Source organism: Agrobacterium sp. CMT1 (assembly GCF_037203725.1).
Lineage (GTDB): Bacteria > Pseudomonadota > Alphaproteobacteria > Rhizobiales > Rhizobiaceae > Agrobacterium > Agrobacterium pusense.
This window is the reverse complement of the sequence record NZ_JBBCAR010000014.1, coordinates 80,564-95,221: the sequence shown is the minus strand read 5'-3', so window position 1 is coordinate 95,221 and position 14,658 is coordinate 80,564. Positions and strand designations below refer to the sequence as shown.

Genomic DNA, 14,658 nt, shown 5'->3' with positions numbered 1-14,658 from the left:
ACATGATGAGAACCGTAACTGCACTTTTTGATGATTATGATGATGCAAGTAACGCCGTCAGCGAACTCGAGCGCGCGGGCATCCGCTCAAGCGACATCAGCATTGTGGCCAGTAACGCCGACAGACGCCACGGCGAGGACAGCAAAGCCGCTGAAGGTGCCGGCACCGGTGCCGGCATCGGGGCCATTGTCGGCGGCGCCGGCGGCCTGCTGACGGGCCTCGGCATGATGGCTATACCCGGTGTCGGACCCGTCGTCGCCGCTGGCTGGCTGGCCGCCACCGCCGTCGGTGCGGCAGGCGGTGCTGTTGCCGGAGGAGCCACTGGCGGATTGATCGGAGCCATGACCCGCTCAGGCGTTTCGGAAGAGGACGCCAATGTCTATGCGGAGGGCGTGCGCAGAGGCGGAACTCTCGTCACTGCGCGGGTTGAAGACGATTTTGTGCCTGAGGCGGAGGCTATCCTCCGACGCTCGAACTGGGTCGATCCCTTCGAACGGCGTTCGGCCTATGGTCAGGAGGGCTGGACGCGTTTTGACGAAACGTCGAGGCCCTACGCCGCTGAAGATGTTGAGCAGGAGCGGAACCGATATCGCCGCTCGGCGCTTTGACAGGAGCATTCCTCACCGCCCACCGGGCGTGGCGTCCTGCCACGCCCTTGCGAAAAGCTTTCAGGAGTTACCATGGCCAAAAAACCGGAAACCACCGCATCGGCGGGAAAAAGCGACGTTGTTACGATCCACGACCAGAAACTTTCCCGCGGCGAGGGCGGCGAGTTGCACCAGACCGCCGAAGGCGACGCACCCGTCTTGACGACCGCGCAGGGCGGGCCAGTCGCCGATGACCAGAATACGCTTCGCGTCGGTCCTCGTGGCCCGCTTGTCATGGACGATTTCCATTTCAGGGAAAAGCTCTTTCATTTCGATCATGAGCGAATTCCAGAACGTGTCGTTCATGCCCGCGGTTATGGGGCCCATGGCTATTTCGAGACCTACGATTCCCTAGCCGCCTACACGAAAGCGGATCTTTTCCAGCGTGCGGGCGAAAAAACCCCGGCTTTCGTGCGTTTTTCGACCGTGGCCGGCAATAAGGGCTCATTCGATCTTGCGCGCGACGTGCGCGGCTTCGCCGTCAAGCTTTATACGCAGGAAGGCAACTGGGATCTCGTCGGCAACAATATCCCGGTATTCTTCATCCAGGACGCCATCAAATTTCCCGACCTCATCCATGCCGCAAAACAGGAGCCAGACCGCGACTTTCCGCAGGCGCAAACGGCTCATGATACGTTCTGGGATTTCATCAGCCTCACGCCCGAAAGCATGAACATGGTCATGTGGATCATGTCCGACCGCACCATTCCGCGGTCGTTCCGGTTCATGGAAGGGTTCGGCGTGCACACCTTCCGTTTCATCAACGCGAAAAACCAGTCGACTTTCGTGAAGTTTCACTGGAAGCCGAAGCTGGGTCTCCAGTCCGTGGCGTGGAACGAGGCGGTGAAGATCAATGGTGCCGATCCCGATTTCCACCGTCGCGATCTCTGGGCGGCCATCCAGTCCGGCAATTTTCCGGAATGGGAGTTGCAGGTCCAGCTTTTCGACCAGGATTTCGCCGACAGCTTCGATTTCGATGTCCTCGATCCCACCAAAATCATTCCCGAGGAGATATTGCCGCCGCAGCCGGTCGGCAGGCTGGTTCTCGACCGCATGCCAGACAACTTCTTTGCCGAAACCGAACAGGTGGCGTTCATGACGCAGAACGTGCCGCCGGGGATCGATTTCAGTAACGACCCGCTGCTGCAGGGAAGAAATTTCTCCTATCTCGATACACAATTGAAGCGTCTCGGCGGGCCGAACTTCACGCACCTGCCCATCAATGCGCCCAAGTGTCCCTTCGCACATTTCCAGCAGGATGGCCACATGGCGATGCGCAATCCAACGGGGCGCGCCAATTATCAGCCAAACTCCTTTGGCGAAGGCCCGCGAGAATCGCCAGCGCGCGGCTTTACACATTTTGCAGGCGAAGAGCAGGGCGCCAAGGCGAGATTGCGGCCGGAGAGCTTCGCAGATCACTACAGTCAGGCCAGGCAATTCTATCTCAGCCAGACTCCTCCCGAACAGCGCCATATCGCCTCCGCCCTCACTTTCGAGCTGAGCAGGGTGGAGACGGTCGCCATACGTGAACGGATGGTGTCGCATCTCCTCCATATCGATGAAACGCTTGCGTCGACAGTTGCCCAGAAGCTTGGTTTCCAGACGATGCCTAAACCGGCGGAGGCGGCAGTGCCGACCCGACAGGACCTGGAGCCTTCACCCGCCCTCAGCATCGTCAATCGAGGGCCGCAACGTTTCGAAGGGCGCAAGCTCGGCATTCTCATTACGGATGGCGTCGACGCAAAATTGCTGCAGGGGCTGACCGAGGCTGTTACGGCCGAGAAGGCCGTCGTCGAGTTGATCGCGCCTAAAGTCGGGGGCGCCGTGGCTTCGGACGGCACTCTCATTAAAGCGCATTACATGATCGATGGCGGTCCTTCGGTTCTCTTTGATGCGGTGGCCTTGTTGACATCGGCAGAGGCCATCGACGATCTCGTCAAGGAAGCGACGGCCCGGGATTTTGTCGCGGATGCGTTCCAGCACTGCAAGTTCATCGGTTATGACCAGTCGGCCCTGCCATTGTTGGAAAAGGCCGGAATTGCCGATGCCATGGATGAAGGCGTCTTGCCTCTGCCGGGAGAAGACGGGCTGGCAGCCTTTGTTTCCGAACTCGGCAAGTTGCGCGTTTGGGCGCGCGAACCGTCGGTCAAGCTTGGGAAGGCATCAGTCCCTGTCGCTAACGGATAACGCAACCGGCGGCGTGCCCTCATCGTTTGAGGGAGCGCCGCGCCCGCGGCCAGTGCGCCGCAGCACCGGCAGACGAAAGTGCCGCCACATTTGGCGGCACTTCTCACCCGGAGGTCTTGTCCAAAGCGAGGTCTGATTATGAAGCTTGTCCGCGACAACGGATTGACCATCGTCCTTGTCCTTGCATCACTGCTGACGATCGGCGGCATGTTCGCCACAGGCTGGGTCGTTCACAATGATGAACTCGTGCAACATCATGATAAACCGCTCACGCTTTTGTCCTACGCCACGAGCGGGCATTTCCTCTCGGCGCTGTTCGAAAACTGGGAAAGCGAATTTCTGCAGATGTCGGCCTATGTGGTGTTGACGGCATTCCTGTTCCAGCGCGGGTCCGCAGAATCCAAGGATCCCGATGAGCCGAAAGCGCAAGACGAGGACCCTTCACGCAAGAAAAACGACCCTGATGCACCATGGGCGGTCAGGGCCGGCGGCATCATTCGCGTCGTCTATTCCTATTCGCTCGGCGTGGCGCTGTTTGTTCTTTTTGTAGCGAGCTTCCTGCTGCATCTGAGATACAGCGCCGATGCCGCGGCAGTGGAGGCACGCCTGCACGGCGAACCGGCGACGACATTGATGGCGCATCTGGGAAGCGTTGAGTTCTGGTTCGAGTCCTTCCAGAACTGGCAGTCGGAGTTCCTCTCCACCGCAGTCCTGATCGTCCTGTCCATCTTCCTGCGATTCAGGCGGTCGCCCGAATCCAAACCTGTGGCAGCACCCCATAGCGAGACCGGCGGGTGAAAGGCAGAGGGGGGTGGATCCCAAAGTCTGACCGCACCCGTCAGCGTTTATCCCAGGGACGCCTGTTGGCGGCGTGGTCCTGTTCCTGATCGTTCTTGATGGCAGCACCGTCCTGGCCCCGCTCTTTCGAATGCTGCTTCTTGTCGCGGTTGGAAAGGATCTGGTTTTCCTCAATGCTTCCCTTGTCCAGCTCGGTCATTGCGCCTGCGCCGGTACCTTTCCCCTGCGTGCCTTTTCCGAAGTGTTTCCTGTCTGCATGTGCCATTATCGCCTCCTCTTGGCGTTGGACGGGCTGCTGCGGCAGTCGAAGCCGCCACCGTCGCTCCCGAACTTCCCCCATGCCTTTTCGTTCCGGAACTTCTGTCGCCCTCCGTGGTTCGTGATCGCACGGGAAGGGGGCTTTGTCTTGAACGACGGCGCGGACGCACGAACAGATGACAGGAGGCGCAACGATGGCCGGTCCAAAAACGCATGAACAACAGCTCCGCATCATCGAAAAACGCGAGAACACCGCTAATGCCGATGATGATTTTGACGCCGAGGCGGAGCTGAAGCGGTCGAAGGACGAACGGGATGCCCGCCGAGGGGCGGAGAAACTTCGCGGTGGCAATGCGGAATTAGCGGATAAGGATGATCGCCAGATGCTGCGCGGTGAAAATCAGGAAAGCCCGCACCACGAGCGCGGCACGGATGATTGAGGTGACGTTCGGTCGGGCCGGATCTGGCTTCGTGGCGCCGGAAGTGCTGCGAGGCTATTTCCCATCCGGCTCTGCCATCTTGCGGTGTTGTCTGGCGAGCGTTTCCGCCGGCGTTACATTGGCCATCGCCGACATCAGCTTGTTTTTCCAGCCGGACACGACATCGCCCTCACCATTCATCATCGCCTCATAGCCGGCCTTGGCCACGAAACCGGGATCGTCCTTCTTCTGTCTGCCAACGGGGGTGTCGAGCATGTCCGCACGCTCGAAGAACTCCGTGTCCGTCGCCCCCGGCATCAGGCAGGTTGCCGTGACACCCGTGCCATCAAGCTCTTCGCGCAGCGCGAAGGAAAAGGAATTGATGAACGCTTTGGTGGCGTTATAGACCGCCTGAAACGTGCCCGGCATGAAACCGGCGATGGAACCCGTAAACAGGATACGTCCATTGCCACGCTGGCGCATTCCGCCTGCAAGGGCATGAACCAGCGCAATCGTGCCGCTGATATTGGTGGCGATGACCCGCTGGATGTCCTCCATTCTCTGATCGAGAAAGCCATCGCCCAGGCCCTGTCCTGCGTTGGCGAACAGAAGATCGACTGGCCGCGACGAGGCGGTGATGCGCGTGAGAAGCTCCTCCACGCCCGCCTGTGTCGAAAGATCGGCCCGCACCGCCTCTACCTGCGTGCCGGCCGCGCGCAGCCGGGTGGCCGCGGCATCGATGTCATTTTCATCGGCCACGATGATGAGGTCGTAACCATCCCGCGCGGCGCACCGGGCGAGCTCATAACCGATGCCGGACGAAGCGCCGGTGACGACTGCAAGGCCCTTGGTGGATTCTTCCCTGCTCATGATCACCTCCTATGGCTTGAGGACGACTTTGATGCAGCCATCGTCGCGGTGGCTGAAGGTGTTGTAGAGATCGGGTCCCTCATCGAGGGTGGCGCGATGGGTAATGACGAAGGACGGGTCGATTTCGCCTCTTTCGATGCGGCCCATGAGGTTGGGGAGGTAGGCCTGGACGGGCGTCTGCGCCATCTTGAACGTCAGGCCGCGATTGATGGCGGAACCCATGGGAATTTTGTCAAGAAGACCGCCATAGACGCCGACCAGCGAGACCGTACCGAAATTGCGGCAGCAATAGATTGCCTGACGAAGTACATGCGGCCGGTCGGTCCCCATGAAGGTGGCGACCTTGATGCGGTCGATCCTCGAATCCCATCCTGCCGCGGGATCGGGCTCCGTTCCTACCGCATCGATACAGGCATCCGCGCCGCGACCATGGGTCAGTTCCATGATGCGGTCGTAAATGTCCTCGTCGAGGTAATTGAGCGTCATCGCGCCGGCTTTCGCCGCGAGATCGAGCCTCTCCTGCACGGCGTCGATGGCGATGACCCGTTCCGCACCGAGGAGAAAGGCGGAACGGATCGCCATCTGACCCACCGGACCGCAGCCCCAGATGGCAATCGTATCGCCCGGCTGGATGTTGCAGAAGTCCGCGGCCATATAGCCGGTCGGAAAGATGTCGGACAGGAAGAGGACCTGCTCGTCGGTCAGACCGTCCGGAACCTTTATCGGCCCGACATCGGCGTAAGGCACCCGCATATATTCCGCCTGGCCGCCGCTGAAGCCACCGAGAAGATGGGTGTAACCGAACAGGCCGGCGGGCGAATTGCCCCACATCTTCCGCACCTTGTGCGGATCGGGATTGCTGCGTTCGCAGCCGGAATAATAGCCACGCTTGCAGAAGAAGCACTCGCCGCAGGCGATGGTGAAGGGGACGACCACGCGGTCTCCGACCTTGAGCGCGGTATTGTCCTTACCGACCTCAACCACCTCGCCCATGGTTTCGTGGCCCATGATGTCGCCGCTGTGCATGTCCGGCATGATGCCATTATAGAGGTGGAGGTCTGAGCCGCAGATCGCGCAGGCCGTGACCCTGATGATCGCATCGCGCCCATGCTCGATTTTCGGATCGGGAACGCTTTCGCAGCGAATGTCGTGTTTGCCGTGCCAGGTCAGTGCCTTCATGTCGCTCACCTTCATTGTCTGCTGGGTTGTCAGAAGCCGCCCTTTGTCGAGCGGGTGCCTAACCGGGTGTCCGCGCGAAAGTTCCACGCGGCACCGGGACCTTCTAGCTCTCCGGCGGCAAGGCAGGGCGGAATTTTTTTTAGAGAATGGAAACCCGCCGCGCTTTCAGAGGTTCGGTTACTCAGCAATTCGGGAGTTCATCGATCATGACATCACGACGCAAGGCAGCTCCCGATATTGGGTTTAAGCCCGGTCCGGCCGGCGGCTGGGGATCGGCCAAGTCGGTGGGAGAGGTGCTGTTAAGGGAACATGTTCCCCTGTCCGGTCCGACATTGCTGAAACACCAGAACAAGCCGCAGGGATACATGTGCGTCAGCTGCGCCTGGGCGAAACCGGCCAAGACCCATCCCCTGGAATTTTGCGAAAATGGCGCGAAAGCCACCGCGTGGGAAATAACGAACCGACGCGCCGACAGTGCGTTTTTCGCCAGACACACCCTTGCCGAACTGGAGGGCTGGCGTGACCACGATCTGGAAGAGCAGGGCAGGCTGACCCAGCCGATGCGTTGGGACGCGGCCACGGATAGATATCTGCCGGTCAGCTGGCAGGCCGCATTCGAGGAGATCGGCCGGGAGCTGCGCGCTATCGCGCCGCAGCAGGCGGAGTTTTACACCTCAGGCCGCGCCTCGCTGGAAGCATCTTACATGTACCAGCTCTTTGCCCGCATCTATGGCAGTAACAATCTGCCGGACTCGTCCAACATGTGCCATGAAAGCTCGTCCGTCGGCCTGCCCGAAAGCATCGGCGCTTCCGTGGGAACGGCGATCCTTTCGGATTTCCAGAATTGCGACTGCATTTTCTATATGGCGCAGAATGTCGGAACATCCTCGCCGCGACTGCTGCACGATCTGCAGGATGCGGTCGACCGCGGCGTGAAGATACTGACATTCAACATGCTGCGGGAGCCGGGGCTGGAGCGCTTCGTTAACCCGCAGTCGCCCGGCCAGATGCTGGCGACCCCCGCGACGCCGATCTCGACGAAGTATTACCAAGTGAAGAATGGCGGCGATATCGCTGCCCTTTTCGGTATCTGCAAGGCGCTTGTCGAGGCAGACGACGTGCTGCATGCGAGTGCCGCGAGCAAGGTTTCCGGCTCGGATGGGCAGCCGCGCGATCCGGCCAATGCGGCGGCGGTCGCATTTGCCGCCGCCATTGCCGCTGCTGACAAGAAGCATGTGCTCGATCATGATTTTCTTGCCGAGCACACGGCGGGTTTTGACGATTTCGCCGCTGCAGCCCGCCGCCATGAATGGGAGGAGCTGGAGCGCGTTTCAGGCCTGACCCGCGAGGAGATGATGGAAGCCGCCGCCATATATGCGGATTCCGACGCGGTGATGATGGTCTATGGCATGGGCCTCACCCAGCATGTGATGGGCGTGGAGAACGTTCACATGGTTGCCAACCTCGCGCTGCTGCGCGGCAATATCGGCAAGCCGGGTGCAAATATCTGTGCCGTCAGGGGCCATTCGAATGTGCAGGGCCAGCGTACAGTCGGCATTACGGAAAAACCCGGCCTCGTGCCGCTGGACAAGCTCGCCGACCTATACCAGTTCCAGCCGCCCGCGTGGGAAGGCCACTCGACGGTTGACAGCTGCAAATCCATTCTCGGTGGGGAAACAAAGGCTTTCATCAGCCTCGGCGGCAATTTTTTGCGGGCAGCGCCGGAAACCGAGGCGATGGAAGCCGCGTGGCGCAAGCTGCGGCTGACGGTCCAGATCGCAACGAAACTCAATCGCAGCCACGTCATTCACGGCGAGATCGCCTTTCTGCTTCCCTGTCTCGGACGCATCGAAATCGATGAACAGGCGACAGGGCCCCAGGCCGTCTCCATGGAAAGTTCCGTTGCGCATTTCCATGGTTCGCGTGGCAGGGCAAAGCCGGCCAGCCGGGAGTTGCTCTCGGAACCGGCGATCATTGCCGGCATGGCCGTGGCGACGTTGACGCGCGGCAACGTACCTTGGCAGCAATGGGTTCACGATTATTCGCGCATTCGCGACGCCATAGAGCAAACCTATCCGGAAACCTTCAGGAACTTCAATGAACGGCTTTTCAAACCCGGGGGCATCCCGCGCCCATTGCCCGCAAGGGAGCGAAAATGGGTAACCTCAAGCGGCAAGGCGAATTTCCTCACGCCCGACCGCCTGTTCCCCGAATTTCCGCCTGAGGCGTCGGGTCCGGACGTCCTGCACCTGTCGACGTTGCGATCCAACGACCAGTTCAACACGACCGTCTACGGCTATAGTGACCGTTTTCGCGGCGTGGAAGGAACGCGGCAGGTTCTGTTCATGAATGTCGATGACATCGCCCTGCTTGGGTTTGCCGACGGCGATATCGTCGATATCGTTACGGCAATCGAGCCGCAGACGCCAAGGGCGGTCCGCGGGTTCAGGATCGTTGCCTATGATATTCCCCATGGCTGTTGTGCTGGCTATTTTCCGGAAACCAACCCGTTGTTTCCGCTGAGCCATCATAGTCCGAAAGCAAAGACGCCATCATACAAGCTGCTGCCCGTCCGATTGACGCCGTCAACCACGGTTCCTTCCAACTGAGGATACTCGAGGTGCGGGATGCGGAGGACGGAAAAGGCCAATCGTTCAGCGACACTTCTATGGTCCGCTCTTTGCGGTTCTTTGATCGGGGCAGCGGCGATCATGGGTTACTGGCGTGAACCGCGAACATTCCGCAGCGACCCTCCCGTAACGGCAGCGCTTGAGCGATTGCGCTTCATGCCCGTTCCCGTGGCCGGCGCGCCGCCGGAAGTTTATTTTGCTCTCGGCAGGCCGTTCGAAAACGGTGCTTATGATCTTTCCCAGGGAAAACGCCTCTATTCATGGTTCGGATGCCCGGCTTGCCACGGTGAAGGCGAAGGCGGCAAAGGTCCATCGTTTCTCGACGGTCAATGGATTTATGGACCATCCATGGTCTCTGTCGCGGCGTCGATCAGGGATGGCCGGCCGCACGGCATGCCGCCTTTCCGCGCCAGAATGACGACTGAAGAGATCTGGCAGCTTGCAGGATATGTGAGAACCATCGGGGCCTATTCGCCATCGGTGGCGGCCCCGGCCCGTAATGACGACCGTCAGACCCGTCCGGCTGAGAACCGGGCGCCTGCTGCCATCCTCTTCAACGAAGGGTCGGCGTGGAAAAGACCGGAGGAGCCGGTGCCTTGAAGATCGTCGCCGCTCTCCTTGCTGTCCTTACCCTGCTTTCGGGGTGCGGCGACGTTCAGTCGGTGCTGAACGCTGCAGGGCCGTCAGCGTCGATGTTGAAGAATCTGATCCTCTTCATCGTGGTGGTGAGCCTCGTCGTGTGGCTGGCAGTGATCGCGATCCTGATCCTGTCTCTCGTCAGAAGCCGGCGGGTGGCGCAGGACGAGACGGCAAGTGGCAAGCGATTGCAGCTTTTCGTCACGGGCGCGGTGATGATGACGGTTTTCATTGTCGCCGGCCTGACGCTTACGAGCTTTCTTGCAACGCGGGCCATCAGCTTCACCGGCGAGGCAGACTTGACGATACGTGTTCGCGCCCAGCAATGGTGGTGGCAGTTCATATACGAAGATGCGACACCGGATGGCGGTTTTCAGACCGCCAACGAAATGCACATCCCGGTCGGGCGGAATGTCCGGGTCTTGCTCGAAAGCCCGGATGTAATTCATTCCTTCTGGGTGCCCAGCCTTGCCGGCAAGATGGACCTCGTTCCGGGACGGGAGAATACGCTTGGGTTTCGCGCTGACAGGCCGGGTGTTTACCGGGGCCAATGCGCGGAGTTCTGCGGCCTTCAGCACAGCCACATGGCTTTCATGGTCATGGCCGATGACGAGGCGACCTATCGCCGGTGGGCCAATAAGCAGAAGGCGGAGGCCGCCATGCCGCAAGACGCAGATGCTCTGGCCGGGAAGGCCGTGTTCCTGCGCAAGCAATGCGCCGCCTGCCACACCGTCAGGGGAACGCCCGCCGCCGGCACCACGGGGCCTGATCTTACCCATGTCGGCAGCCGCCGGACGATCGGCGCAGGCCTGCTGGAGACCACACGCGGCTCGCTTGCCGCATGGATCGCCGATCCACAGACGTTGAAACCGGGCAACAACATGCCGCTGGTGCCGCTCTCCGGGGAAGAGTTGCGGCAGGTTTCCGCCTATATGGAGGGGCTCGACTGATGGCGGGAAAACAGGCCTCCATCCTCATGGATACCGATCTGCCGGTTCCCGGCATGGAGAGCGCGCTCGAAAAAACATGGGGGTCGAGCCGCGGTTTCTGGGGCGCGATTGGTACTGTCGACCACAAGGTGGTAGCCCGGCGATATATCGTCACGGCCTTCGTGTTCCTGATACTCGGCGGCCTGCTTGCTCTCGTCATGCGCCTGCAGCTGGCAACGCCCGAAGCGCGTTTTATCGACCCGGACCGGTACAATCAGATATTCACCATGCATGGCGCGAACATGATGTTCCTCTTCGCCGTGCCGGTCATGGAGGCGATGGCGGTTTATTTCGTGCCATTGATGGTCGGGACGCGCAACATCGCCTTTCCCCGGCTGAACGCCTATTCCTACTGGGTATTCCTTGTGGGCGGGCTGCTTCTCTGGGTCTCGTTCGTGCTGGACAGCGCGCCTGATGTCGGCTGGTTCGCCTATGTGCCGCTCGCGGGTCCGGAATATGGCGCGGGCAAACGCGCCGACATATGGGCTCAGATGATAACCTTTACGGAGCTTTCCGCGCTCTCCATTGCGGTGGAAATCGTGGTGACGGTCTTCAAGCAGCGCGCCCCCGGCATGTCGCTCGACCGGATTCCGCTTCTCGTCTGGGCAATGGTGGTCATGGCCTTTCTCGTCATCATCGCCATGCCCGCGATCATGTTCGCCAGTTCCACGATGATCATGGATCGTCTCGTCGGCACCCATTTCTACAATCCGGCCGAAGGAGGGGACGTGCTCCTGTGGCAGCATGTCTTCTGGTTTTTCGGACATCCGGAGGTCTACATCATCTTCCTGCCGGCTGTGGGCATGGTCTCCACCATCCTGCCCGCCTTTGTCGGCCGGCCGATATTCGGTTACATGCCCATGGTCATGGCGCTTGTCGCAACCGGTGTCCTGTCTTTCGGTCTCTGGGTGCATCACATGTTTGTGGCTGGCCTGCCGAAACTCGGAGAAAGTTTCTTCACTGCCTCCAGCATGGCGATTTCCGTGCCGGCCGGCGTGCAGATATTCTGCTGGCTGGCAACATTGTGGGCCGGGCGGCCGATTTTCAAGACCCCGCTTCTTTTCATCATCGGCTTCATCGTCACCTTTGTCATCGGCGGTCTGACGGGCGTCATGGTGGCGTCCGTGCCCTTCGACACACAGGTTCACGACACCTATTTCGTGGTCGCGCATTTTCACTATGTCCTGATAGGGGGCGCCGTTTTTCCCCTGATCGGAGCCGTCTATTACTGGTTTCCGAAAATGACGGGCCGGATGATGAGCGAAACGCTCGGCCGCATCAGCTTCTGGCTGATCTTCGTCGGCTTCCACCTGACGTTTTTTCCAATGCATATTCTCGGTTTGCAGGGAATGCCGCGACGCATCTATACCTACCAGCCGGAGATGCCATGGGCGGGCCTCAACCTCTTCGTGAGCCTCAGCGCCGTCGTGCTGGCGACAGGTTTTCTCGTCTTTTTCATCGATGTCGTCCGAAGCTTCGCCAAAGGCTGTCCCGCGGGGGACAATCCATGGGGCGCCGCCACGCTGGAATGGGCAACCGCCTCTCCGCCGCCGACCTTCAATTTCCGCTCCATACCCGTGGTGGGTAGCCGCGATCCACTGTGGGAGAACACCGGAGAACTGCCTGTTGTCGCGGGGATGCGGGTGGATCGCCGTGAAATTCTGGTCACCAGCGTCGTCGAGGCGCTGCCCGAAGCCCGCGAGGCTTCCCCGACAGACTCCGTGTGGCCGTTCTGGGCGGCCATCGCAACGTCCATCATGCTCATCTGGTCCATGTTCTCGCCCTGGGCGGTCGTCTGGGGATCGATCCCGATTGCTGTAGCGCTGATCGGCTGGTTCTGGCCGAAAGGTATGGCGGAGGAGGAAGCATGAAGGAACGTGTCGCGCTCGATGTCTCCAAGCTGCCGATGTCCGGCAACGGCACCGCCAGCCCCACATGGTGGGGAACCTGCGCCTTCATGCTGATCGAAGGAACGGGCTTCGCGCTGGCGGTCGCCGTTTATTTCTACCTGATGAGCCTGGCACCACGATGGCCGATCGACGCCCCGCCGCCGGATCTTTCAGCAGGCACGGTGCTGACAGCGCTGCTTGTCGTCAGCGTCGTTCCGAATGTCCTCGTCAGTCGCTGGGCCAGGCAGAGGCGGCTTGTTCACGTCCGTTTCGGTTTAGTCGTCATGTCCGCAATCGGGTTTGTCCTGCTGGCGGTGCGCGCCTTTGAGTTCCCAGCCCTCCAGGTGAAGTGGGATGACAATGCCTACGGATCGATCGTGTGGACGATCCTCGGACTGCATACGACCCATATTCTCACCGACCTCATCGATACCATCGTCCTGACCTGCCTGATGTTTACCCGGCATGGCGACAGCGCCCGCCGTTACGGCGATGTAGAGGACAACGCGCTCTACTGGAATTTTGTCGTCGTGACCTGGCTTCCGCTTTACGCCTGCCTTTACTGGATACCACGGCTATGACCCTGAAAACCCTCGATATTGCCGGACTGTTCGGCGCTCCCCTGATCTGGGCGTTCAACACGCAACCCGGCCAGATCTTGCCGGCGGTCGATTGCGGCAGCCGGACGGGCTTTACAGCTGTCGCTGCCTTCCTCTCTGCCGGGACAGCGGTTACCTGCGGCGTTATTTCGGAAAGGGGCCGGAGTTCCACGGCATCGCGGATGGCGATGTTCCTGATGTCGTTGGGCGTCCTCGTCGCGCTGGTTTTTGCCTTCGCGCTCCTTCTTCAGGGGGCAGCGACATTGCTGCTGAACCCATGCGCGCGCTGACACTGATCTTTCTGTTGCTGGTCAGCGCCGGGCCGCTTTCGGCCCATGAGGGGGAGGCGCATCCGACGGCGATGATATGGACTTTCGACGGCTGGATTATCGGACCGCTCCTTGTCGCAGCCGGCCTTTTCAGTACCGGTTTTTTTCGGCTGCGGAGACGGTCGGGCACCCGCCGGTGGATGGCGAGGTCCGCCTTCGCCTTTTCCGGCGGCTGGCTTGTTCTGGTTGCTGCACTTGTCTCTCCGATCCATTCCATGGGCGAGCACCTGTTTACGTTCCACATGATAGAGCACGAGATGGTAATGGCGGTTGCCGCGCCGCTGATCGTTCTGGCGCGCCCCGTCGGTATCCTTCTCTGGAGCATGCCGCGCATGGTTCGTCGTCGTCTGGCTGCGGTGATGACAGACAGGCGCGTGCGGGCCAGCTGGAATGTTCTTGCCGGCGGGGCTGTGGCAACATCTCTGCACGGGCTTGCCATCTGGGGCTGGCATGCGCCTGCGCTCTTCGATGCGACGGTGAGCAACGTGCCACTGCACCGGATACAGCATCTCTTTTTCTTTCTGACCGCGATCCTGTTCTGGTGGGCAGTTTTCTGGCGCGCGGACCGGGGGCTTGCGGCCTGGCACCTGTTTGTCACGATGATGCATACCAGCATTCTCGGCGCCCTGATCGCGCTGGCGCCACAGGTGATTTACGTGGCCCAGACCCGAGACGCGCAGGCATGGGGCCTGACGCCCTTCGAGGACCAGCAGCTTGCCGGTCTCCTGATGTGGGTGCCCGGCGGTGTCATCTATGCCGGGGCGGCGCTCGCGATGCTGGCGATGTGGATTTCCCGGTCGGGCAGGGAGGACCGATATGGCGCGTCCCTTCTCTAGAACCGGCCTTATACTTGTTGCGGTGCTTTCGGCGGCGCTTGCCACGGGCATTGCGGTCGCAATCGTCAAGAACGTGTCACAGCGCGGCGCCGTTGCCACGGCAATGACTGGCGGTGATGCGCGCCGCCTGGCGCCCGGGATTTTCCGGCGCTACGGCTGCACGGGCTGCCACGCGATCCCCGGCGTTGCCGGTGCGGACGGGAAGGTGGGGGGCGAACTACGTTCACTTCGCCAGCGGGTCTATATCGGTGACGGCCTCAACAACACACCGGACAACCTCATTCGCTGGATCGTCTCGCCGACGCATTTCTCGCGGCAGAGCGCCATGCCCGAAACCGGTATCACCGAGGCCGAAGCGCGCCATGTCGCGGCCTATCTTTATGCTCACTGAC

15 protein-coding genes are annotated in these 14,658 nt (G+C 60.7%); 12 read left to right on the top strand and 3 right to left on the bottom strand.

Annotated features, from left to right (window positions below):
* Positions 1–5: 5 nt before the first annotated feature.
* The 3 genes from WA845_RS16745 (at position 6) to WA845_RS16735 (ending at position 3,632) form a co-directional block, all read left to right on the top strand.
* On the top strand, positions 6–608 hold the full coding sequence (locus WA845_RS16745) for a general stress protein (protein WP_112552836.1): 603 nt from the start codon (positions 6–8) through the stop codon (positions 606–608).
* Positions 609–680: 72 nt separating this feature from the next.
* A complete protein-coding gene (gene catE, locus WA845_RS16740) occupies positions 681–2,834 on the top strand; it encodes a catalase C (RefSeq protein WP_112552838.1) in 2,154 nt (717 codons plus the stop codon).
* A gap of 138 nt (positions 2,835–2,972) precedes the next feature.
* The gene (locus WA845_RS16735; protein ID WP_162719082.1) at positions 2,973–3,632 is read left to right on the top strand and encodes a DUF6766 family protein; all 660 of its coding nucleotides are present in this window, start codon (positions 2,973–2,975) and stop codon (positions 3,630–3,632) included.
* A gap of 40 nt (positions 3,633–3,672) precedes the next feature.
* Here the strand turns inward: WA845_RS16735 and WA845_RS16730 are convergent, their stop codons facing one another.
* On the bottom strand, positions 3,673–3,897 hold the full coding sequence (locus WA845_RS16730; RefSeq protein ID WP_112552840.1) for a hypothetical protein: 225 nt from the start codon (positions 3,895–3,897) through the stop codon (positions 3,673–3,675).
* Positions 3,898–4,084: 187 nt separating this feature from the next.
* On the opposite strand from WA845_RS16730, the gene WA845_RS16725 reads away from it, so the two are divergent.
* On the top strand, positions 4,085–4,330 hold the full coding sequence (locus tag WA845_RS16725; RefSeq protein ID WP_112552842.1) for a hypothetical protein: 246 nt from the start codon (positions 4,085–4,087) through the stop codon (positions 4,328–4,330).
* A gap of 54 nt (positions 4,331–4,384) precedes the next feature.
* Here the strand turns inward: WA845_RS16725 and WA845_RS16720 are convergent, their stop codons facing one another.
* On the bottom strand, positions 4,385–5,179 hold the full coding sequence (locus tag WA845_RS16720; RefSeq protein WP_337322460.1) for an SDR family NAD(P)-dependent oxidoreductase: 795 nt from the start codon (positions 5,177–5,179) through the stop codon (positions 4,385–4,387).
* 9 nt (positions 5,180–5,188) lie between these two features.
* The gene (locus tag WA845_RS16715) at positions 5,189–6,358 is read right to left on the bottom strand and encodes a zinc-dependent alcohol dehydrogenase (RefSeq protein ID WP_112552937.1); all 1,170 of its coding nucleotides are present in this window, start codon (positions 6,356–6,358) and stop codon (positions 5,189–5,191) included.
* 206 nt (positions 6,359–6,564) lie between these two features.
* Here WA845_RS16715 and WA845_RS16710 point away from each other — a divergent pair, with 206 nt between their 5' ends.
* The 8 genes from WA845_RS16710 to WA845_RS16675 are packed head-to-tail and all read left to right on the top strand — an operon-like array spanning position 6,565 to position 14,657.
* Positions 6,565–8,967 (top strand): FdhF/YdeP family oxidoreductase, encoded by a 2,403-nt coding sequence (locus WA845_RS16710; protein ID WP_112552939.1) that lies wholly within the window; start codon positions 6,565–6,567, stop codon positions 8,965–8,967.
* Positions 8,968–8,985: 18 nt separating this feature from the next.
* On the top strand, positions 8,986–9,588 hold the full coding sequence (locus WA845_RS16705; RefSeq protein WP_174150432.1) for a c-type cytochrome: 603 nt from the start codon (positions 8,986–8,988) through the stop codon (positions 9,586–9,588).
* Complete coding sequence (coxB, locus tag WA845_RS16700; protein WP_174150431.1) at positions 9,585–10,574, top strand: cytochrome c oxidase subunit II; 990 nt, start codon at positions 9,585–9,587, stop codon at positions 10,572–10,574. The genes WA845_RS16705 and coxB overlap by 4 nt, the downstream gene beginning before the upstream one ends.
* On the top strand, positions 10,574–12,484 hold the full coding sequence (gene ctaD / locus WA845_RS16695) for a cytochrome c oxidase subunit I (protein ID WP_112552846.1): 1,911 nt from the start codon (positions 10,574–10,576) through the stop codon (positions 12,482–12,484). The genes coxB and ctaD overlap by 1 nt, the downstream gene beginning before the upstream one ends.
* Positions 12,481–13,083: a cytochrome c oxidase subunit 3 gene (locus tag WA845_RS16690; RefSeq protein WP_044458879.1), complete on the top strand. Its 603-nt coding sequence runs from the start codon at positions 12,481–12,483 to the stop codon at positions 13,081–13,083. The genes ctaD and WA845_RS16690 overlap by 4 nt, the downstream gene beginning before the upstream one ends.
* On the top strand, positions 13,080–13,391 hold the full coding sequence (locus WA845_RS16685; protein WP_112552848.1) for a hypothetical protein: 312 nt from the start codon (positions 13,080–13,082) through the stop codon (positions 13,389–13,391). The genes WA845_RS16690 and WA845_RS16685 overlap by 4 nt, the downstream gene beginning before the upstream one ends.
* On the top strand, positions 13,379–14,266 hold the full coding sequence (locus tag WA845_RS16680) for a cytochrome c oxidase assembly protein (protein ID WP_112552850.1): 888 nt from the start codon (positions 13,379–13,381) through the stop codon (positions 14,264–14,266). The genes WA845_RS16685 and WA845_RS16680 overlap by 13 nt, the downstream gene beginning before the upstream one ends.
* Positions 14,247–14,657 carry a cytochrome C gene (locus WA845_RS16675; protein WP_112552852.1) on the top strand — a complete coding sequence of 137 codons (411 nt, stop codon included), beginning with the start codon at positions 14,247–14,249 and terminating at the stop codon, positions 14,655–14,657. The genes WA845_RS16680 and WA845_RS16675 overlap by 20 nt, the downstream gene beginning before the upstream one ends.
* Position 14,658: the final 1 nt, after the last annotated feature.